This is a genomic window from Pseudomonas sp. CHM02, from assembly GCF_000612585.1.
Lineage (GTDB): Bacteria > Pseudomonadota > Gammaproteobacteria > Pseudomonadales > Pseudomonadaceae > Aquipseudomonas.
The window spans coordinates 26,710-47,265 of record NZ_JFCA01000025.1 but is presented as its reverse complement, the minus strand read 5'-3'; the positions used below and the strand labels follow the sequence as shown (position 1 = coordinate 47,265).

16 protein-coding genes are annotated in these 20,556 nt (G+C 56.8%); all 16 read left to right on the top strand.

Annotated features, from left to right (window positions below; translation table 11 throughout):
• Positions 1–37 precede the first annotated feature (37 nt).
• The 16 genes from gyrA (at position 38) to BM70_RS0115900 (ending at position 20,409) form a co-directional block, all read left to right on the top strand.
• Complete coding sequence (gyrA, locus tag BM70_RS0115975; RefSeq protein WP_010211963.1) at positions 38–2,692, top strand: DNA gyrase subunit A; 2,655 nt, start codon at positions 38–40, stop codon at positions 2,690–2,692.
• A gap of 244 nt (positions 2,693–2,936) precedes the next feature.
• Positions 2,937–4,022 (top strand): 3-phosphoserine/phosphohydroxythreonine transaminase, encoded by a 1,086-nt coding sequence (serC, locus tag BM70_RS0115970; protein ID WP_025856941.1) that lies wholly within the window; start codon positions 2,937–2,939, stop codon positions 4,020–4,022.
• Positions 4,022–5,116 (top strand): prephenate dehydratase, encoded by a 1,095-nt coding sequence (gene pheA / locus BM70_RS0115965; RefSeq protein WP_003172650.1) that lies wholly within the window; start codon positions 4,022–4,024, stop codon positions 5,114–5,116. The genes serC and pheA overlap by 1 nt, the downstream gene beginning before the upstream one ends.
• A 9-nt stretch (positions 5,117–5,125) precedes the next feature.
• Positions 5,126–6,238 carry a histidinol-phosphate transaminase gene (gene hisC / locus BM70_RS0115960; protein WP_025856940.1) on the top strand — a complete coding sequence of 371 codons (1,113 nt, stop codon included), beginning with the start codon at positions 5,126–5,128 and terminating at the stop codon, positions 6,236–6,238.
• A gap of 28 nt (positions 6,239–6,266) precedes the next feature.
• A complete protein-coding gene (locus BM70_RS0115955) occupies positions 6,267–8,477 on the top strand; it encodes a bifunctional prephenate dehydrogenase/3-phosphoshikimate 1-carboxyvinyltransferase (RefSeq protein WP_025856939.1) in 2,211 nt (736 codons plus the stop codon).
• Entirely contained in the window at positions 8,474–9,163 is a 690-nt protein-coding gene (gene cmk / locus BM70_RS0115950; RefSeq protein WP_003172653.1) for a (d)CMP kinase, read from the top strand. The genes BM70_RS0115955 and cmk overlap by 4 nt, the downstream gene beginning before the upstream one ends.
• A 119-nt stretch (positions 9,164–9,282) precedes the next feature.
• Complete coding sequence (gene rpsA / locus BM70_RS0115945; RefSeq protein ID WP_025856938.1) at positions 9,283–10,974, top strand: 30S ribosomal protein S1; 1,692 nt, start codon at positions 9,283–9,285, stop codon at positions 10,972–10,974.
• Between the two features lie 161 nt (positions 10,975–11,135).
• Positions 11,136–11,420 carry a hypothetical protein gene (locus tag BM70_RS0115940; RefSeq protein ID WP_025856936.1) on the top strand — a complete coding sequence of 95 codons (285 nt, stop codon included), beginning with the start codon at positions 11,136–11,138 and terminating at the stop codon, positions 11,418–11,420.
• Between the two features lie 132 nt (positions 11,421–11,552).
• Positions 11,553–11,849, top strand: coding sequence for an integration host factor subunit beta (gene ihfB, locus BM70_RS0115935; protein ID WP_025856935.1), 297 nt, complete (start codon positions 11,553–11,555; stop codon positions 11,847–11,849).
• Between the two features lie 22 nt (positions 11,850–11,871).
• Positions 11,872–12,093: a lipopolysaccharide assembly protein LapA domain-containing protein gene (locus BM70_RS31365; protein ID WP_043274283.1), complete on the top strand. Its 222-nt coding sequence runs from the start codon at positions 11,872–11,874 to the stop codon at positions 12,091–12,093.
• 399 nt (positions 12,094–12,492) lie between these two features.
• The gene (locus BM70_RS0115925) at positions 12,493–13,527 is read left to right on the top strand and encodes a polysaccharide biosynthesis protein (protein WP_025856934.1); all 1,035 of its coding nucleotides are present in this window, start codon (positions 12,493–12,495) and stop codon (positions 13,525–13,527) included.
• A gap of 3 nt (positions 13,528–13,530) precedes the next feature.
• Positions 13,531–14,649 carry an NAD-dependent epimerase/dehydratase family protein gene (locus BM70_RS0115920; protein ID WP_025856932.1) on the top strand — a complete coding sequence of 373 codons (1,119 nt, stop codon included), beginning with the start codon at positions 13,531–13,533 and terminating at the stop codon, positions 14,647–14,649.
• Positions 14,650–14,719: 70 nt separating this feature from the next.
• Positions 14,720–15,850 carry a non-hydrolyzing UDP-N-acetylglucosamine 2-epimerase gene (gene wecB / locus BM70_RS0115915; RefSeq protein ID WP_025856931.1) on the top strand — a complete coding sequence of 377 codons (1,131 nt, stop codon included), beginning with the start codon at positions 14,720–14,722 and terminating at the stop codon, positions 15,848–15,850.
• A gap of 69 nt (positions 15,851–15,919) precedes the next feature.
• Positions 15,920–17,119 carry a glycosyltransferase family 4 protein gene (locus BM70_RS0115910; RefSeq protein ID WP_081782082.1) on the top strand — a complete coding sequence of 400 codons (1,200 nt, stop codon included), beginning with the start codon at positions 15,920–15,922 and terminating at the stop codon, positions 17,117–17,119.
• A 159-nt stretch (positions 17,120–17,278) separates the two neighbouring features.
• Positions 17,279–18,295 carry a glycosyltransferase family 4 protein gene (locus tag BM70_RS0115905; RefSeq protein WP_025856929.1) on the top strand — a complete coding sequence of 339 codons (1,017 nt, stop codon included), beginning with the start codon at positions 17,279–17,281 and terminating at the stop codon, positions 18,293–18,295.
• A 92-nt stretch (positions 18,296–18,387) separates the two neighbouring features.
• Positions 18,388–20,409, top strand: coding sequence for a nucleoside-diphosphate sugar epimerase/dehydratase (locus BM70_RS0115900; protein ID WP_025856928.1), 2,022 nt, complete (start codon positions 18,388–18,390; stop codon positions 20,407–20,409).
• The last annotated feature ends 147 nt before the right edge of the window (positions 20,410–20,556 follow it).

The following is a 20,556-nucleotide window of genomic DNA, read 5'->3' as shown; positions in this document are numbered from 1 at the left end:
TGACGAGGTTTCACCCGAAAAAGGAATCAGGCTTCTCATGGGCGAACTGGCCAAAGAAATCCTCCCGGTCAATATCGAAGACGAGCTGAAACAGTCCTACCTCGACTACGCGATGAGCGTAATTGTCGGTCGGGCACTGCCTGATGCGCGCGATGGCTTGAAGCCCGTGCACCGGCGTGTGCTGTTCGCGATGAGCGAGCTGGGTAACGACTGGAACAAGCCGTACAAGAAATCTGCCCGTGTTGTCGGTGACGTGATCGGTAAGTATCACCCTCACGGCGACACTGCGGTGTACGACACCATCGTTCGGATGGCCCAGCCGTTTTCCCTGCGCTACCTGCTGGTAGACGGCCAGGGCAACTTCGGTTCGGTCGACGGCGACAACGCCGCGGCCATGCGATACACCGAAGTGCGCATGACCAAGCTGGCGCACGAACTGCTGGCCGACCTGCATAAAGAAACCGTGGACTGGGTGCCGAACTACGACGGCACCGAAATGATCCCGGCCGTCATGCCCACCAAGATCCCCAACCTGCTGGTCAACGGTTCCAGCGGTATCGCCGTGGGCATGGCGACCAACATCCCGCCGCACAACCTCGGTGAAGTCATCGACGGTTGCCTGGCGCTCATCGACAACCCCGAGCTGACCGTCGATGAACTGATGCAATACATTCCCGGCCCGGACTTCCCGACCGCCGCGATCATCAACGGTCGCGCCGGCATCATCGAAGCCTACCGCACCGGCCGCGGCCGCATTTACATGCGTGCCCGCTCGATCATCGAAGACATCGACAAGGTCGGTGGTCGCCAGCAGATCGTCATCACCGAACTCCCGTACCAGCTGAACAAGGCGCGTCTGATCGAGAAGATCGCCGAGCTGGTCAAGGAGAAGAAGCTCGAAGGCATCACCGAGCTGCGCGACGAGTCCGACAAAGACGGTATGCGCGTAGTGATCGAGCTGCGTCGTGGTGAAGTGCCTGAGGTGATCCTCAACAACCTCTACGCCCAGACCCAGCTGCAAAGCGTGTTTGGTATCAACGTGGTTGCCCTGATCGATGGCCGTCCGCGCATCCTGAACCTCAAGGATCTGCTGGAAGCCTTCGTGCGTCACCGCCGCGAAGTGGTCACCCGCCGTACCGTGTTCGAACTGCGCAAGGCCCGCGAACGCGGCCACATCCTGGAAGGCCAGGCTGTTGCGCTGTCGAACATCGACCCGGTGATCGCCTTGATCAAGGCTTCGCCAACCCCGTCGGAAGCCAAAGAGGCGCTGATCAGCACCCCTTGGGAATCCAGCGCCGTGGTGGCCATGGTTGAACGTGCCGGCGCCGACTCGTGCCGTCCGGAGACCCTGGACCCGCAATACGGCCTGCGCGAAGGCAAGTACTTCCTGTCGCCAGAGCAAGCCCAGGCCATCCTGGAACTGCGCCTGCACCGCCTGACCGGCCTGGAGCACGAGAAGCTGCTGGCCGAGTACCAGGAGATCCTCAACCAGATCGGCGAGTTGATCCGCATCCTCAGCAGCGCCGTGCGCCTGATGGAAGTGATCCGCGAAGAACTGGAAGTGATCCGCGCCGAATACGGCGACGTGCGCCGCACCGAAATCCTCGATGCGCGCCTCGACCTGACCCTGGGCGACATGATCCCGGAAGAAGAACGTGTGGTGACCATCTCCCACGGTGGCTATGCCAAGACCCAGCCGCTGGCTGCGTACCAGGCCCAGCGTCGTGGCGGTAAAGGTAAATCGGCTACCGGCGTGAAGGATGAGGACTACATCGCTCATCTGCTGGTCGCCAACAGCCACACCACGCTGCTGCTGTTCTCCAGCAAAGGCAAGGTGTACTGGCTGAAAACCTACGAAATCCCGGAAGCCTCCCGTGCCGCCCGTGGTCGCCCACTGGTCAACCTGCTGCCGCTGGACAGTGATGAGTACATCACCACCATGCTGCCGGTCGAGGAATACACCGAAGGTCACTTCATCTTCATGGCGACCGCCAAAGGCACCGTGAAGAAGACCCCGCTGGAGTCCTTCAGCCGTCAACGCAGCGTGGGCCTGATCGCCCTCGAGCTGGACGAAGGCGACGTACTGATCTCCGCTGCCATTACCGATGGCGAGCGTGAAGTGATGCTGTTCTCCGATGGCGGCAAGGTGACGCGCTTCAAGGAGTCCGACGTTCGCGCCATGGGCCGTACCGCCCGCGGTGTGCGCGGCATGCGCCTGCCGGAAGGGCAGAAGCTGATCTCGATGCTGATCCCGGAAGAAGGCAGCCAGATCCTCACCGCTTCCGAGCGTGGTTATGGCAAGCGTACGGCCATCAGCGAGTTCCCGGAGTACAAGCGTGGCGGCCAGGGCGTGATCGCCATGGTCAGCAACGACCGCAACGGCCGTCTGGTCGGCGCGGTCCAGGTGCTCGACGGCGAGGAAATCATGCTGATTTCCGACCAGGGCACACTGGTACGTACCCGTGTGGCTGAAGTGTCGAGCCTGGGCCGTAACACCCAGGGCGTGACCCTGATCAAGCTGGCCAAGGATGAAAAACTGGTCGGCCTGGAGCGTGTCCAGGAGCCGTCGGAAGTCGAAGGCGAAGAGCTGGAAGGCGAGGAATTCGAAGGCGAGGTGATCGCAGCAGGCGATGACAACGTCGACGAGCCAACCCTCGATGCTGCCGCAGACGAAGAAGAACCGCAGGAATAAGCGGACACACAGGGGGCGGATGAAGATTCGCCCCCTTGTTGTTTGTCCCTTATGAAATAACACGTCCTTTGGCTGGACGCGGTCAATGTGGGAGCTGGCTTGCCTGCGATGGCAGCGCCGCGGTATCACTGCGCTACCGAGGTGCCCTTATCGCAGGCAAGCCAGCTCCCACAAGGGTTCGCTCCAGAGAAAAGGTTGTTACCGAACATGATTGCAGCCCCACCAGATCAGAGTGAGATTGGATGTGAGCAAGAGAGCCTATAACTTCTGTGCCGGTCCCGCGGCGCTTCCTGAAGCAGTCCTGCAGCGTGCGCAGGGTGAACTCCTCGACTGGCATGGAAAAGGCCTCTCCGTGATGGAAATGAGCCATCGCAGCGATGAGTTCGTGTCCATCGCCACCAAGGCCGAGCAGGATCTGCGCGACTTGCTGGACATCCCATCCAACTACAAAGTGCTGTTCCTGCAGGGCGGCGCCAGCCAGCAGTTCGCCCAGATCCCGCTGAACCTGCTGCCGGAAGACGGCACGGCTGACTACATCGACACCGGCATCTGGGGGCAGAAGGCCATTGAAGAGGCTTCGCGTTACGGTCACGTCAACATTGCCGGTACCGCCAAGCCCTACGACTACTTCGCCATTCCCGGTCAGAACGAATGGAAGCTGTCGAAGGACGCTGCCTACGTACACTATGTCGCGAACGAAACCATCGGCGGCCTGGAATTCGACTGGGTGCCGGAAGTCGGCGACGTCCCGCTGGTGTGCGACATGTCCTCGGACATCCTTTCGCGCCCGATCGACGTGTCCAGGTACGGCATGATCTACGCCGGCGCCCAGAAGAACATCGGCCCGAGCGGCATCCTGGTCAACATCATCCGCGAAGACCTGCTGGGTCGTGCCCGTTCGGTGTGCCCGACCATGCTCAACTACAAGGTCGCGGCCGATAACGGCTCGATGTACAACACCCCGCCGGCGTTCGCCTGGTACCTGTCCGGCCTGGTCTTCGAGTGGCTGAAAGAGCAGGGCGGCGTGGCTGCCATGGGCAAGCTGAACGAAGAGAAGAAGCGCGTCCTGTACGACTTCATCGACGCCAGTGGCCTGTACAGCAACCCGATCAACCTGACCGACCGCTCGTGGATGAACGTGCCGTTCCGCTTGGCGGATGACCGTCTGGACAAGCCATTCCTGGCCGGTGCCGACGAGCGCGGCCTGCTGAACCTCAAGGGCCACCGCTCGGTCGGTGGCATGCGCGCCTCCATCTACAACGCTGTCGACATCAACGCCATCAAGGCGCTGGTGGCCTACATGGCAGAGTTCGAAAAGGAACACGGCTAATGTCTGAGCAAGAACTCAAGGCCCTGCGCGTACGCATTGACAGCCTGGACGAGAAAGTCCTGGAGCTGATCAGTGAGCGCGCGCGGTGCGCCCAGGAAGTAGCACGGGTGAAGATGGCGTCCCTGGCCGAAGGCGAAGTGCCGGTGTTCTACCGCCCCGAGCGTGAAGCCCAGGTACTCAAGCGCGTCATGGAGCGCAACAAGGGCCCGTTGGGCAACGAAGAGATGGCGCGGTTGTTCCGTGAAATCATGTCCTCGTGCCTGGCACTTGAGCAGCCACTGAAAGTGGCTTACCTCGGCCCGGAAGGCACGTTCACCCAAGCGGCGGCCATGAAGCACTTCGGCCACGCGGTGATCAGCAAGCCAATGGCGGCCATCGACGAAGTGTTCCGTGAAGTCGCCGCCGGTGCGGTGAATTTTGGCGTGGTGCCGGTGGAAAACTCCACCGAAGGCGCGGTCAACCACACGCTGGACAGCTTCCTCGAGCACGACATGGTGATCTGTGGCGAAGTCGAGCTGCGTATCCACCACCACCTGCTGGTGGGCGAGAACACCAAGACCGACAGCATCAGTCGCATCTACTCCCACGCCCAGTCCCTGGCCCAGTGCCGCAAGTGGCTGGACGCGCACTACCCGAATGTCGAGCGCGTGGCGGTCTCCAGCAACGCCGAAGCCGCCAAGCGGGTCAAGGGCGAGTGGAATTCGGCGGCCATCGCCGGTGATATGGCCGCGGGCCTGTACGGCCTGACGCGCCTGGCCGAGAAAATCGAGGACCGCCCGGACAACTCCACGCGCTTCCTGATGATCGGCAGCCAGGAAGTGCCACCGACTGGCGACGACAAGACCTCGATCATTGTCTCCATGAGCAACAAGCCCGGCGCGCTGCATGAGCTGCTGGTGCCGTTCCACGACAACGGGATTGACCTGACGCGCATCGAAACTCGTCCTTCGCGCAGCGGTAAATGGACTTATGTGTTCTTTATCGACTTCATCGGCCATCACCGCGACCCACTGGTCAAGGGCGTGCTCGAGAAAATCAGTCAGGAAGCCGTGGCACTCAAGGTGCTGGGCTCTTACCCGAAAGCGGTTCTGTGAGGCTTTAACATGAGTGGCAACTTCCTCGCCCTGGCTCAGCCGGGCGTGCAACAACTGTCGCCTTACGTTCCGGGCAAGCCTGTGGACGAGCTGGCGCGTGAGTTGAACCTGGATCCTTCCAGGATCGTCAAGCTGGCGAGCAACGAGAATCCGCTGGGTCCTAGCCCCAAAGTCCTGGCGGCGATCCGTGAAGAGCTGGCCGAGCTGACCCGCTACCCCGATGGCAACGGCTTCGCGCTCAAGTCCCTGCTGGCGGAAAAATGCCAGGTCGAGCTGAACCAGGTGACCCTGGGTAACGGTTCCAACGACATTCTTGAGCTGGTCGGCCGTGCCTACCTGGCGCCAGGCTTGAACGCGGTGTTCAGCGAGCACGCGTTTGCGGTCTATCCGATCGTGACCCAGGCGGTCGGTGCCGATGCGCGCGTCATTCCAGCGAAGGATTGGGGCCACGACCTGCCGGCCATGCTGGCAGCCATCGACGCACAGACCCGCGTGGTGTTCATCGCCAACCCGAACAACCCGACCGGCACCTGGTTCGACGCCCAGGCGTTGGACGACTTCCTGCAAGACGTGCCGGAGCACGTGCTGGTGGTGCTGGACGAGGCCTACATCGAGTATGCCGAAGGCAGCGACCTGCCGGACGGCCTCGATTTCCTGGCGGCGTACCCGAACCTGCTGGTTTCGCGCACCTTCTCCAAGGCTTACGGCCTGGCGTCGTTGCGTGTGGGTTATGGCCTGTCCACCGCGGTGGTCGCCGATGTGCTGAACCGCGTGCGCCAGCCGTTCAACGTCAACAGCCTCGCCCTGGCGGCGGCCTGTGCGGCGGTGAAGGATGAGGAGTACCTGGAAGAAGGCCGTCGCCTCAACGAAGCCGGCATGCTGCAATTGCAGGAAGGTTTCCGTGAGCTCGGCCTGGGCTGGATTCCGTCCAAGGGCAATTTCATCTGTGTCGACCTCGGCCAGGTGGCTGCCCCGGTGTTCCAGGGCCTGCTGCGCGAAGGCGTGATCGTGCGTCCGGTGGCCAACTACGGCATGCCGAACCACCTGCGGATCACCATCGGTTTGCCGGCGGAAAACAGCCGCTTCCTGGAGGCGTTGGCCAAGGTTCTGGCTCGTGGTTGATGTCACTGCATTGCAACCTGCTGTGCCTATGATCGGTCGCCTGGTGGTGGTCGGTCTGGGGTTGATTGGTGGCTCCTTCGCCAAAGGCCTGCGTGAGAGCGGCGTGTGTGGCGAAGTGGTCGGTGTCGACCTGGACCCGCAATCGCGCAAGTTGGCGGTTGAGTTGGGGGTGGTGGATCGTTGTGAGGCGGACTTGGCGCTTGCGTGCCAGGGCGCTGACGTCATCCAGCTTGCCGTGCCGATCCTGGCCATGGAGAAATTGTTGGCGGTGTTGGCGGGCATGGACCTGGGCCAGGCGATCCTGACGGATGTCGGCAGCGCCAAAGGCAATGTGGTGCGCGCGGCGCAGCAGGCGTTTGGTGGCATGCCGGCGCGCTTCGTACCGGGCCATCCGATTGCCGGCTCCGAGCAGAGCGGGGTGGAGGCGTCGAATGCGCAGCTGTTCCGTCGCCATAAAGTCATCCTGACGCCGCTGGAGCAAACCGACCCGGCTGCGCTGGCAGTGGTGGATCGCCTGTGGCGCGAGCTGGGGGCGGATGTCGAGCATATGCAGGTCGAGCGCCACGACGAAGTGTTGGCGGCGACCAGTCATCTGCCGCATTTGCTCGCATTTGGCCTGGTGGACTCGCTGGCCAAGCGCAACGAGAACCTCGAGATTTTCCGTTACGCCGCCGGTGGCTTCCGCGACTTCACGCGGATTGCCGGCAGCGACCCGGTGATGTGGCACGACATCTTCCTCGCCAATCGCGAAGCGGTGTTGCGCACCCTGGACACCTTCCGCAGTGACCTCGACGCCTTGCGCGACGCGGTGGATGCCGGAGATGGCCATCAATTATTGGGCGTGTTCACCCGTGCGCGGGTGGCGCGTGAGCATTTCAGCAAGATCCTGGCGCGCCGGGCCTACATGGAAACCGCTGTGAACGCCGATGACCTGACTTTCCTCGCCAACCCGGGCGGCCGCTTGAGCGGACGCATTCGGGTGCCGGGCGACAAGTCGATCTCCCATCGGTCGATCATGCTGGGTTCGTTGGCCGAAGGTGTGACCGAGGTCGAAGGTTTCCTTGAGGGCGAAGATGCCCTGGCGACCTTGCAGGCATTTCGCGACATGGGCGTGGTGATCGAAGGTCCGCACCATGGGCGCGTGACCATCCATGGCGTGGGTTTGCATGGTTTGAAGCCGGCGCCGGGTCCGATCTATCTCGGTAACTCGGGCACCTCCATGCGCCTGCTGTCCGGTTTACTGGCGGCGCAACGCTTCGACAGCGTGCTGACGGGCGACGCTTCGCTGTCCAAGCGCCCGATGAATCGCGTGGCCAAGCCACTGCGGGAAATGGGGGCGGTGATCGAGACGGGGCCGGAAGGGCGTCCGCCGCTGACGATCCGTGGTGGCCAATCCTTGAAAGGCCTGGCCTACGCCATGCCGATGGCCAGTGCCCAGGTCAAATCCTGCCTGTTGTTGGCGGGGTTGTACGCCGAGGGCAAGACTGCGGTGATCGAGCCTGCACCGACCCGTGACCATACCGAGCGCATGTTGCGCGGTTTTGGTTGCCCGGTAGCGGTGGAGGGCGCAACGGTCTCCCTGGAGTCGGGTCATGCGTTGACGGCGACCCATATAGAAGTGCCGGGGGATATTTCCTCTTCAGCGTTCTTCCTGGTGGCCGCTTCGATCGCCGAGGGCTCCGAGTTGCTGTTGGAGCATGTCGGCGTCAATCCGACGCGTACCGGCGTGATCGATATCCTGCGGCTGATGGGCGCGGATATCACCCTGGAGAACCAACGTGAAGTCGGTGGCGAACCGGTTGCCGACCTTCGGGTACGTGCGGCGTCGTTGAAGGGGATCGAGATTCCCGAAGCGCTGGTGCCGTTGGCTATCGATGAGTTCCCGGTGCTGTTTGTCGCGGCAGCCTGTGCCGAGGGGCGAACCGTGTTGCGTGGGGCTCAGGAGTTGCGCGTGAAGGAGTCCGATCGCATCCAGGTCATGGCCGACGGTCTGCTGGCACTGGGGGTGAAGTGTGAACCGACCCCCGATGGGATTATCATTGACGGTGGCCTGATGGGCGGTGGTGAAGTCCATGCCCATGGCGATCATCGGATTGCCATGGCGTTCAGCGTAGCTTCCCTGCGGGCGGCGGCGCCGATTCGTATCCGTGACTGCGCCAATGTTGCTACGTCTTTTCCGAATTTTCTTACACTGTGTGCCCAAGTCGGCATCCGTGTTGCCCAAGAGGCTCAATTGTGAATATCAAAGCACCGGTGATTACCATCGACGGGCCAAGCGGCTCGGGCAAAGGCACGATCGCCGGCATCCTGGCCAAGCGCCTGGGCTGGTGCCTGCTGGATTCCGGCGCGCTGTACCGCTTGCTGGCATTCGCCGCACGCAACCATGGCGTCGACCTGACCAACGAAGAATCCCTGAAGCTGCTGGCGGCGCACCTTGATGTGCAGTTCGTCGGCGCGACGGAAGGTCATCCCCAGCGCATCATCCTCGAAGGGGACGATGTGACGGATGACCTGCGTAACGAACAAGTCGGCTCCTGGGCTTCCCAGGTTGCCGCGCTGCCGGCGGTGCGGGATGCATTGCTGCAGCGCCAGCGGGCTTTCCAGGAACCGCCGGGCCTGGTGGCCGATGGCCGTGATATGGGAACCGTGGTGTTTCCCGAGGCGCCGTTGAAGATTTTCCTGACCGCCAGCGCCGAGGAGCGGGCTCGCCGCCGCTACTTGCAGTTGAAGGGCAAAGTCGATGGTGTTAGTCTGTCGAGTCTGCTAGATGAGATCCGTGCACGCGATGAGCGTGATACCCAGCGCGCAGTAGCCCCGCTCAAGCCGGCGGCTGATGCCATACAGCTGGATTCCACGGAGCTTTCCATCGAGCAGGTGCTGGAACGCATCTTGAGCGAAATCGCCATTCGCGATATCGCCGGGTGACCAAGAACGCTGCAGGGGACCAGTCATAGTCCTGCGGTGCTTCTTTTAATTGAAACTGACCCACGCCGTCTGGGGTGTGGAGATGGGCGTATTCTTCGCCCTTATCAACAGGAATTAAAATGAGCGAAAGCTTTGCGGAACTCTTTGAAGAAAGCCTAAAAACCCTGAACCTTCAGGCAGGCTCCATCATCACCGGTGTTATCGTTGATATCGATTACCAAGCTCGCTGGGTAACCGTTCACGCTGGTCTGAAGTCTGAAGCTCTGATCCCGCTGGAACAGTTCTACAACGATGCTGGCGACCTGACTATCAATGTCGGTGACGAAGTTCACGTTGCTCTGGACTCGGTTGAAGACGGTTTCGGTGAAACCAAGCTGTCCCGTGAAAAAGCCAAGCGCGCTGAATGCTGGATTGTTCTCGAAGCAGCCTTCGCAGCTGAAGAAGTGGTCAAGGGCGTTATCAACGGTAAGGTTAAAGGCGGCTTCACTGTCGACGTTAACGGCATCCGTGCGTTCCTGCCAGGTTCTTTGGTCGACGTTCGTCCAGTGCGCGACACCACGCACCTGGAAGGCAAAGAACTCGAATTCAAGGTCATCAAGCTCGACCAGAAGCGCAACAACGTTGTCGTTTCCCGTCGCAGCGTCCTGGAAGCAGAGAACTCCGCCGAGCGTGAAGCTCTGCTGGAATCCCTGCAGGAAGGCCAACAAGTCAAAGGTATCGTCAAAAACCTCACCGACTACGGCGCATTCGTCGACCTGGGTGGCGTGGATGGCCTGCTGCACATTACCGACATGGCTTGGAAGCGTATCAAGCATCCTTCCGAAATCGTCAACGTTGGCGACGAGATCGATGTCAAGGTTCTGAAATACGATCGCGAGCGCAACCGTGTTTCCCTGGGCCTGAAGCAACTGGGTGAAGATCCATGGGTTGCTATCAAAGCCCGTTACCCAGAAAGCACTCGCGTTACCGCGCGTGTTACCAACCTGACCGACTACGGCTGCTTCGCTGAGCTGGAAGAAGGCGTGGAAGGCCTGGTACACGTTTCCGAAATGGACTGGACCAACAAAAACATCCACCCTTCGAAAGTCGTACAAGTCGGCGACGAAGTGGAAGTTATGGTTCTGGACATCGACGAAGAGCGTCGTCGTATCTCCCTGGGCATCAAGCAGTGCAAATCTAACCCATGGGAAGATTTCTCTGGCCAGTTCAACAAGGGCGATAAAATCTCCGGCACCATCAAGTCGATCACCGATTTCGGTATCTTCATTGGTCTGGACGGCGGCATCGACGGCCTGGTTCACCTGTCCGACATCTCCTGGAACGAAGTGGGCGAAGAAGCTGTTCGTCGTTTCAAGAAGGGCGACGAGCTGGACACCGTTATCCTGTCGGTTGACCCAGAGCGCGAGCGTATCTCCCTGGGCATCAAGCAACTGGAAAGCGATCCGTTCTCTGAATACGTTCAGGACAACGACAAAGGCGCAATCGTTAAGGGCACTGTGAAAGAAGTTGACGCTAAAGGCGCCATCATCACTCTGGCCGACGATATCGAAGCGACTCTGAAAGCCTCCGAAATCAGCCGTGACCGCGTTGAAGACGCTCGCAACGTGCTGAAAGAAGGCCAGGAAGTAGAAGCCAAGATCATCAGCGTTGACCGCAAGAGCCGCGTAATCCAGCTCTCCATCAAGTCGAAAGACGACGCTGAAGAGAAAGAAGCCATCCAGAGCTTGAAAGACAAGCCTTCGGATAGCATCGCTGCTGGTCCTACCACTCTGGGCGACCTGTTGCGTGCACAAATGGAAAAACAGAACTAAGTTCTGTCAGACCATAGAAAAAGGGCGACTTCGGTCGCCCTTTTTTGTGCCTGAAATTCGTTGAATCAACAACCGAGAACCAAGACGTGTAGCTCAGTGTCAGAACTGACTATAGTCTTACCAAAAGCGCGTGCAGCGTAGTTGTTTCAATAAGGATTTGAATGAACAGGCTTATCGTAGTATTCGCAATGGTAATGCTCGCAGGCTGCTCTGCTACCAGCGCCAAGACCCACGCCAAGCGCGGCGTCAGCGGTATCGAGGTCGATTGCTCGGGGCTGGGCAATAACTGGGAGAAATGCGAGAAACGAGCGGCCCGTGAATGCAAGATGCAGGGCTACAAGGTCATCACCCGCTCCAGCGACGCCAAGGACGAAGAGGGCGATTACCTGTTTGGCTGGAACCCCGCGGGCGCGGTGACTCGCACCATGCTGGTGATCTGTAATTGATGGCGGAAAGAGCCTATAGCGGGTTGCCATCTATCCTGCAGATAAGTTGCCGGACGGGCTGTTCAAATTCACCAAGTCATGCTAAAACCTTCGAAGCGCTTTTCCTAGCTGCTTGAAAAAGAAGGGAAAAATATGACGAAGTCGGAGTTGATCGAACGAATTGTCACCCATCAAGGGCTGCTCTCATCCAAGGATGTGGAGCTGGCCATCAAGACCATGCTTGAGCAAATGTCCCAGTGCCTGGCGACGGGTGATCGGATTGAGATCCGTGGTTTTGGGAGTTTTTCGCTGCACTATCGCGCACCGAGGGTGGGGCGGAATCCTAAGACTGGGCAGTCGGTGAGTCTGGATGGGAAGTTTGTGCCTCATTTCAAGCCGGGGAAGGAATTGCGAGATCGGGTGAATGAGGATGAGGAAGAAAACGCCTGAGTGTTTTGAATGGGAGAAAGTTATGCGTAGGGCTAAGCGTGTTGTTTTGTTTTTGGCAGCTTCGTTCATCGCTATTTTGGTGTTGGCCTTTGTGCTGGAAAACCAGCAGGGCGCTTCACTAACGTTTTTCGGCTGGTCTACAGTCGAGCTTCCGGTTTCGGTTTTTTTGACATTGGCATTGATTTTGGGGCTGCTTGTTGGTCCTGTGCTCGCGTTGTTGGTGCGCGGCAGTGCGCGTCGCTAAAAAGTTTTAGCTGGTTTGCATGCCATGGTCTTCTCTGAAAAGGATTGGCTGAGGTGCGCAATTATTGGAATTCCGGCAGCCGTCTGTGATCATTCCGCCAAGGCCGGTTCCATCCTGATGTGACAGTTAATGTGTGCTTCTGCACGTCAATTATCTGCGTTCGCTTTTGACATTGAGAATGCAGCGCTTAAAATGGACTCCATTTTTAAAAAACCTCATCTCTAACTGCACCACATAAAGCTGATTTTTCAGGCCGTAGGCAAGTAAACTCCGACGTTTTCCTTGAGTAACTTCACCGCTGGGCACGCCTTAGGGGTAGTCGATTGAAGGGGGGGCAGGTTTGAGCTGATTGGCCAGCTAGAAGCTTGTTTTGCAGTGCGCGTTGCTTTAGGACTCATTATGTTTAGCGGAAAAACACTTCTTATTACCGGTGGCACTGGCTCATTCGGCAACGCAGTTCTCAGACGTTTCCTGGACAGCGATATCGCAGAAATCCGAATCTTCAGTCGAGACGAGAAGAAGCAGGATGACATGCGTAAGCGTTACGCTAACGCCAAGCTGAAATTCTATATCGGCGATGTGCGTGATTATCAGAGCGTACTCAACGCCACCCGTGGTGTGGATTATATCTTTCATGCCGCCGCGCTCAAGCAGGTACCCTCCTGCGAATTCCATCCCATGGAAGCGGTTAAAACGAACGTTATAGGTACCGAAAACGTTCTTGAAGCTGCGATCCAGAACGCAGTCAAGCGGGTAGTCTGCTTGAGCACCGACAAGGCCGTCTACCCGATCAATGCCATGGGTATTTCCAAGGCAATGATGGAGAAAGTGATGGTGGCCAAATCCCGCAATGTGGATGACCAGAAAACCGTCATCTGCGGTACCCGCTATGGCAATGTCATGGCTTCGCGGGGCTCTGTGATTCCGCTATTCATCGAGCAGATTCGTGCAGGGCATGCATTGACTCTGACTGATCCAAACATGAGTCGGTTCATGATGACGCTCGCGGATGCTGTCGATCTGGTGCTTTATGCCTTCGAAAATGGTCGCAACGGTGACTTGTTCGTGCAAAAGGCGCCAGCGGCCACGGTCGAGACCCTTGCCAAAGCGTTGACCGCCATGGTTGGCAAGCCTGAACATCCCATTCAAGTGATCGGTACGCGGCACGGCGAGAAGCTTTTCGAGGCGCTGTTGAGCCGCGAGGAGATGGCGTGTGCCGAAGACAAGGGCGACTACTATCGAGTGCCGCCCGATCTGCGCGACTTGAACTACACCAAGTTTGTGGAGCAAGGTGAAGAGAAAATTTCTCGTACCGAAGATTATAACTCGCACAATACCGAACGACTGGATGTGGCTGGCATGCAACGCCTCTTGCTCAAGCTTGAGTTCATGCAGGCGATCCAGCGCGGCGAACACGCTACGCCCGAGGAGTGAGTGATGAAGGTATTGATCACCGGCGCCAATGGCTTTGTCGGAAAGAACTTGATTGCGCACCTGAAGGAGCGCAGGAATGTGGAGGTCGTCTCCTTCACTCGGGAAAACAGTATTACCGAGTTGGCAGCGCTAGTAGTCGATTGTGATTTTGTGTTTCACCTTGCAGGGGTCAATCGGCCGCAATCACCAGAAGAATTCAAAGTCGGGAATACCGATCTGACGCTTGCACTTTGCCAAGCAATCGAGGTAAGCGGTAGGCCCGTACCCGTGCTTTATACCTCGTCGACCCAGGCGGATCGTGATAATCCCTACGGTGTCAGCAAGTTGGCCGCCGAGCAGGCGTTGCATGACCTGTGTTCCAACCACGGTTCCAGGGTAGAGATTTTGCGCTTACCCAATGTGTTTGGTAAATGGGCGCGTCCTGATTACAACTCGGCCGTTGCCACTTTTTGCCACAACATCACCCGTGACTTGCCTATTCAAGTCAATGATCGGGAAGCTGTGATTAGCCTGGTCTATATAGATGATGTTATCGATTGTTTCATCAAGGCCATGGATGCTGGTACGTTCAGCGACTTCGTTACGGAGGTACAGCCGGTATACAGCATCACTGTCGGTGGGCTGGCGGACCAGTTGTATGCATTCCGTGAAAGTCGTGACACGTTGATAAGTGAAGCTGTTGGCACAGGCTTGGTGCGTGCGCTCTATTCCACCTACGTCAGTTATTTGCCTGTCGAACGGTTTACTTATGAGGTGCAGAAGCACGGTGATCCGCGTGGTGTTTTTGTCGAGATGCTAAAGACCAAGGACAGTGGCCAGTTCTCTTACTTCACGGCCCATCCAGGCATCACTCGTGGCGGACATTACCACCACAGCAAAACTGAAAAGTTCCTGGTCATCAAAGGTAAGGCCTGTTTCCGCTTTCGCCATATCGTTTCTAACGAGTTCTACGAACTGCACACCGAGGGTGAGCGGCCACAGGTTGTGGAGACGGTGCCTGGTTGGACGCACGATATTACAAACGTCGGCAACGACGAGATGGTGGTCATGTTGTGGGCTAATGAGATCTTTGATCGCGAGCGGCCGGATACTTTTGCAATGTCGGTTGGAACTCGTGCCTGATCTTTGAGGGCCTGAAGCGGCGATCTTGGTCGATAATTCCGATATTAATGATTCTGGAAAGAGTATTTAGATGAAGAAGCTGAAAGTTGTCACGGTTGTGGGCACTCGTCCGGAAATCATCCGCTTGTCGCGGGTCATGGCCAAGCTGGACGAACATTGTGAACACATCCTAGTGCACACCGGGCAAAACTATGATTACGAATTGAACGAGATTTTTTTCCAAGATCTCGGTATTCGCAAACCGGACTACTTTCTCAACGCGGCCGGTTCCAGCGGTGCGCAGACCATCGGCAACGTGATCATTGCTGTTGACCGCGTGCTGGAAGAAACAAAGCCCGAGGCTTTGTTGGTGCTTGGTGACACCAACAGCTGCATGGCGGTCATTCCGGCAAAGCGTCGCAAAATCCCTACATTTCATATGGAGGCTGGCAATCGCTGTTTCGATATGCGCGTTCCAGAAGAGATCAATCGGCGCATCGTTGACCACACAGCAGATATCAATCTGACCTACAGCAGTATCGCGCGCGATTACTTGCTGCGCGAAGGCCTGCCACCTGACATGGTGATCAAGACTGGCAGCCCGATGTATGAGGTCCTCAACTACTACCGTGAAGGTATTGAGGTTTCGGACATTTTGGGTCGACTGGGGCTTGAGGCCGGCAAATTTTTTGTTGTGAGTGCCCACCGTGAGGAAAATATCGATTCCGATAAGAACTTCCTCAAATTGGTGGAGGTACTTAATACGGTTGCCGCTCATTATGAGCTTCCAGTAATTGTGAGTACGCACCCACGTACCCAAAAGCGTGTAGAAGCGATGGGGGTGGTCTTTCACAAAAATGTGCAACTGCTTAAACCTCTCGGCTTCAAGGATTACAACAAGCTGCAACTGACGTCCAAGGCTGCTCTTTCGGACAGCGGTACTATCAATGAAGAATCTTCAATCCTCAATTTCTCCGCGTTGAACATGCGTGAAGCCCATGAACGTCCGGAAGGGATGGAAGAGGCGGCAGTCATGATGGTCGGCCTGGAAACTGAGCGTGTCATGCAGGGGTTGCAGTTGCTGGAAAGCCAGGCCTGTGGCCAGGAGCGCACGCTACGTTTGGTAGCAGACTACAGCATGCCGAACGTCTCCGAGAAGGTCGCGAGGATCATCCACAGCTATCGCGATTACGTTATGCGTACCGTATGGAAGCAATACTGATTGGATAGGCACGCCCAGGAACACCCGCTCAAGGTTTTGGTGGTCACTCAGTATTTTTGGCCTGAGAACATGCGCATCAACAATATGGTCGAGGGTTTTGTCGCTAAAGGCCATGAAGTAACGGTGCTCACGGGGCAACCCAACTATCCGGAAGGGCAGGTCTATACCGATTACCTGCGTAATCCTGCACAGTTCTCTCGATATCAGGGCGCGAGCATTGTTCGCGTTCCGATGTTAGCGCGGGGCAAGCGTAGCATTACACTCGCCTTGAACTACCTTTCGTTTTTTACCAGTGCTTCAAGCTTCGGGTGCTACAAGTTGCGGGGGGCGTCGTTCGACGCCATCTTTGTGTATGGCGTATCACCTATAATGGCGGCTATTCCTGCATTAGTACTGGGACGTTTGAAAGCTGCACCGGTATTTGTCTGGATTCTGGATTTGTGGCCGGAAACCTTGAATGCCGTGGGGGTAGTCAAGAACCCGAAGTTGCTTGGTTTGGTCGGGAAAATGGTGTCCTGGATCTACGACCGTACCGATTATCTGTTGTTACAGTCGCGGTCCTTTGATGAGGATGTCAGGAAGTATTGCACTCGCTCGATCTCTCCTGATCGGTTGGTGTATTTTCCAAGCTGGGCCGAGGACGACTTCTCTGGCGATGTACAGGTGGCTTCTGACTTGCTCGCCCGCGACGAGTCGGTCTTCACTATCCTTTTCGCTGGGAACATCGGTGATGCTCAGGACTTTCCAGCCATTATGGAAGCCGCTAAAGCGATCAAGACTGAATTGCCCGTGCGCTGGGTAATTGTCGGGAATGGGCGGGCCGGCGAGTGGTTGACCAAACATGTAGCAGAGCAACAGTTGGATAACGTTCTATTACTGGGACGGCATCCGCTGGAAAAAATGCCGGCACTTTTCGCGACGGCAGACGCGCTGTTGGTGTCATTGAAGACAAATGAAGTCTTCGAAAAAACTATTCCGGGCAAGGTTCAGGCGTACCTCGCGTCAGGGAAGCCTGTTATAGCCATGATCGACGGTGAGGCCGCCCGGGTTGTTGTCGAAGCGTCTGCCGGTATGGCGTGCGCCTCCGGAGATGCAATGGGACTGGCGGCGATCGTACGTACCATGAGCGCATTGCCTGCGTCCGAGCTTGTTGCGATGGGGGAGTCTGGTAGACGTTACTACCTTGAGCACTTCTCAAAGACTACGTTGTTTGAACGCCTCGAGATGCTTTTCAGGAAAGGCACCTTGAGGCGAAATGACAAGTCATGACCAACATCCAGCCGGGGCTTCGGCATTTCTTCACGTACTAAAGTGACAAGTCATTAGAAATAGCAAGACAGTCTTCGAAAAATCTTTTCGGTTGGTTGGGCGCTGTGATGGATGCAGAGTCTTTCTTGCCCGCATTTCGTTTCAGGAACCTAATCTTACATGACCCTATGGTTAGTATTCGGGGCGGTGCTAACAGCGTCGCTTCTGTTGACTTGGGTGCTACGTCGATATGCCTTGGCGCGTAGCATTATGGATATACCCAACGGACGCAGCTCCCACACCGTACCCACGCCACGAGGTGGCGGTGTTGCTATTGTTCTGACGTATTTGGCAGCAATAGGCCTGATGGCTTGCGCTGGGTCGATCAGTTGGGAGACTGCTTGGCCATTACTGGGGAGCGGAGCGCTGATTGCTGTCGTCGGTTTCCTCGATGACCACGGCCACATCGCTGCGCGTTGGCGATTAATGGCGCATTTTATAGCAGCAGGTTGGGCGCTTTTCTGGATGGGGGGGCTGCCCGTTATCGAAGTACTGGGCTTTGATCTGGATCTTGGCGGAGTTGGACATTTGCTGGCCGCGATGTATCTGGTCTGGATGCTCAATTTGTACAACTTCATGGATGGGATCGATGGAATTGCGAGTGTCGAGGCAGTCTGCGCCTGCCTGGGAGTAAGCTTTGTATACTGGCTTACTGGTCATGAGGCGCTCATGCTGGGACCATTATTGCTCGCGGTCTCCGTGCTCGGTTTCCTATACTGGAATTTTCCGCCTGCGCGCATTTTCATGGGGGATGCAGGCAGCGGGTTTCTTGGCATCGTAATTGGTGTGCTCTCATTGCAGGCAGCTTGGGTAGCGAGTGAGTTGCTTTGGGTCTGGCTGATTTTGTTGGGTGTATTTATTGTTGATGCAACCTTTACCCTGGCCCGGCGTTTGCTCCGTGGGGACAAGGTGTACGAGGCACATCGCAGTCATGCCTATCAATATGCATCACGTCAGGCAGGACGGCATTTGCCTATAACCCTGGCAGTGACGGCTATCAACTTATTTTGGCTGCTACCCCTTGGTATCTGCGTCGGATTAGGCTTCGACGGTGTCTTGGGGCTGGTGCTGGCTTATGTTCCGCTGATATTGCTGGCTATAAAGTTTCATGCCGGTGAGCTGGAAAAAAACGGATAATTTGTTGAGAACACCGTTTGAGATCACACGAAGCACAACATGGAACTGCCGTTTTTTCTGGTGGTACTAAGGACTGAGGTATAAAAGGGTTTATGGATAATCTACGCACGCGCCTGGTGGGCTTGCCACGCAGGCAAAAACGTATTTTGCAGGTCGCCACCGATATCGTGCTCGTCTGGGTGGCGCTATGGCTGGCGTTTGTCGTTCGTCTGGGATTTGATGATCTGAACAACCCATTTGTCGTCCATTTGTGGCTATTCCTCAGTGCGCCCGTTATCGCTATTCCACTTTTTATCAACTTCGGCATGTACCGTGCCGTCATGCGCTATTTCGGCAATGATGCGTTAATCGCTATTATCAAGGCGGTCAGCTTGTCAGCTTTGTTGCTGGCGCTCGTTGTGTACCTTTACAGCAATCACCAGACAGTTGTACCTCGTTCAATCGTATTCAACTATTGGTGGCTGAGCATGGTAATCATTGGCGGCTTGCGCCTTGGTATGCGTCAGTACTTCCTTGGTGACTGGTTTGCTGCGGCTCAGCACGTTCCTTTCACAAATCGTGATGATGGCCTGCCCAAGGTGGCTATTTATGGCGCCGGGGCGGCGGGCAACCAACTGGTTGCCGCATTGCGCATGGGCAAAATGATGCGTCCGGTCGCCTTCATTGATGACGATAGTAGTATTGCCGATCGCGTGATTTCTGGGCTTCAGGTGTATAAGCCGAAGCATATCCAACGAATGATCAACGACACCGGTGCTGAGGAACTGTTGCTGGCGATTCCCTCATCTACCAGGGCGCGGCGTCGAGAAATACTGGGGTACCTTGAAGGCTACCCACTTCACGTTCGCAGTGTCCCGGGTTTCATGGACCTGGCGAGTGGTCGAGTCAAGGTCGATGACATTCAGGAAGTGGATATCGCTGATCTTCTGGGCCGCGATCCTGTACCGGCTCAGGATGAGCTGTTGGAACGATGCATCAAGCAGCGCGTGGTTATGGTCACGGGGGCTGGTGGCTCCATAGGTTCGGAGCTCTGCCGCCAGATATTGACGCTTGGGCCAACGACGTTGCTGTTGTTTGATCACGGTGAATACAACTTGTACTGCATCCTTTCCGAGCTTGAGGCGCGTGTTCAGTCGGAGGCTCTCGATGTGAAGGTATTGCCTATTCTTGGCTCAGTGCGGTATCAGGAAAAACTGCTTGAAGTCATGAAGACCTGGTCCGTTGATACGGTCTACCACGCAGCTGCCTATAAGCATGTGCCGATGGTGGAGCATAATATTGCGGAGGGTATTCTCAACAATGTCATTGGCACACTTAATACTGCTCAAGCTGCTTTACAGGCGGGCGTCGAAAATTTCGTGCTCATCTCAACCGACAAGGCTGTGCGGCCGACTAATGTCATGGGCAGTACTAAGCGTCTTGCGGAACTGGTGCTGCAGGCATTGAGCAAGGAACTGGCCCCGGTTCTGTTTGGCGACACATCGAAAATCTCGTGCGTCAATAAAACACGCTTCACTATGGTTCGATTTGGTAACGTACTAGGCTCGTCGGGCTCGGTTATTCCTTTGTTCCACAAGCAGATCCAGGCGGGGGGGCCATTGACAGTTACCCACCCCAAGATCACGCGTTACTTCATGACCATACCCGAGGCCGCGCAGCTGGTAATACAGGCGGGTTCCCTAGGGCTAGGCGGTGATGTATTCGTGCTCGATATGGGCGAGCCTGTGAAGATCGTGGAGCTTGCTGAAAAGATGGTTCATCTCTCGGGCTTGAGCATTCGTTCGGATAAGAATCCCCACGGAGATATCGTGATCAATTTCAGCGGGTTGCGGCCGGGTGAAAAGCTCTATGAGGAATTGTTGATAGGTGACAACGTGGCGGCGACAAGCCACCCCATGATTATGCGGGCAAGTGAGGAGTTCCTAACCTGGGATGTTCTCAAAGTCAGGTTGCACGAGTTGTTGGCCGGTGTTGGAGAAAATGATTACGTGCTCGTCAGGCAGATTTTAAAAAGCACTGTGAGCGGCTATAGCCCGGAAGGTGAGATTGTTGACTGGATGCACACTCAGCGGCACTGTGATGCCGAATTGTCCGCCCGCTCTCCGTCAGGTTGACTACTGGCCTTCAGCAGAGTTGCTCGCGATCAATCCTTCCCCATCGCGCTAGCCATTGGCGCGCACCATTTCTTACCGACTGAGCAAGGCCTCCTGAGGCTTTCCCCTTTGAGGCCAGCGCTCGCTTCAGGCGCAAAGCGTGATACC

Excerpts from the sequence above, each read along its gene's own strand:
- BM70_RS0115905 (WP_025856929.1), top strand. The coding sequence starts at position 17,279 with ATGACCCTATGGTTAGTATTCGGGGCGGTGCTAACAGCGTCGCTTCTG.
- BM70_RS31365 (WP_043274283.1), top strand. The coding sequence starts at position 11,872 with ATGCGTAGGGCTAAGCGTGTTGTTTTGTTTTTGGCAGCTTCGTTCATC.
- ihfB (WP_025856935.1), top strand. The coding sequence starts at position 11,553 with ATGACGAAGTCGGAGTTGATCGAACGAATTGTCACCCATCAAGGGCTG.
- pheA (WP_003172650.1), top strand. The coding sequence starts at position 4,022 with ATGTCTGAGCAAGAACTCAAGGCCCTGCGCGTACGCATTGACAGCCTG.
- hisC (WP_025856940.1), top strand. The coding sequence starts at position 5,126 with ATGAGTGGCAACTTCCTCGCCCTGGCTCAGCCGGGCGTGCAACAACTG.
- wecB (WP_025856931.1), top strand. The coding sequence starts at position 14,720 with ATGAAGAAGCTGAAAGTTGTCACGGTTGTGGGCACTCGTCCGGAAATC.
- rpsA (WP_025856938.1), top strand. The coding sequence starts at position 9,283 with ATGAGCGAAAGCTTTGCGGAACTCTTTGAAGAAAGCCTAAAAACCCTG.
- BM70_RS0115920 (WP_025856932.1), top strand. The coding sequence starts at position 13,531 with ATGAAGGTATTGATCACCGGCGCCAATGGCTTTGTCGGAAAGAACTTG.
- BM70_RS0115900 (WP_025856928.1), top strand. The coding sequence starts at position 18,388 with ATGGATAATCTACGCACGCGCCTGGTGGGCTTGCCACGCAGGCAAAAA.
- gyrA (WP_010211963.1), top strand. The coding sequence starts at position 38 with ATGGGCGAACTGGCCAAAGAAATCCTCCCGGTCAATATCGAAGACGAG.
- BM70_RS0115910 (WP_081782082.1), top strand. The coding sequence starts at position 15,920 with ATGCGCATCAACAATATGGTCGAGGGTTTTGTCGCTAAAGGCCATGAA.
- BM70_RS0115925 (WP_025856934.1), top strand. The coding sequence starts at position 12,493 with ATGTTTAGCGGAAAAACACTTCTTATTACCGGTGGCACTGGCTCATTC.
- BM70_RS0115940 (WP_025856936.1), top strand. The coding sequence starts at position 11,136 with ATGAACAGGCTTATCGTAGTATTCGCAATGGTAATGCTCGCAGGCTGC.
- BM70_RS0115955 (WP_025856939.1), top strand. The coding sequence starts at position 6,267 with ATGATCGGTCGCCTGGTGGTGGTCGGTCTGGGGTTGATTGGTGGCTCC.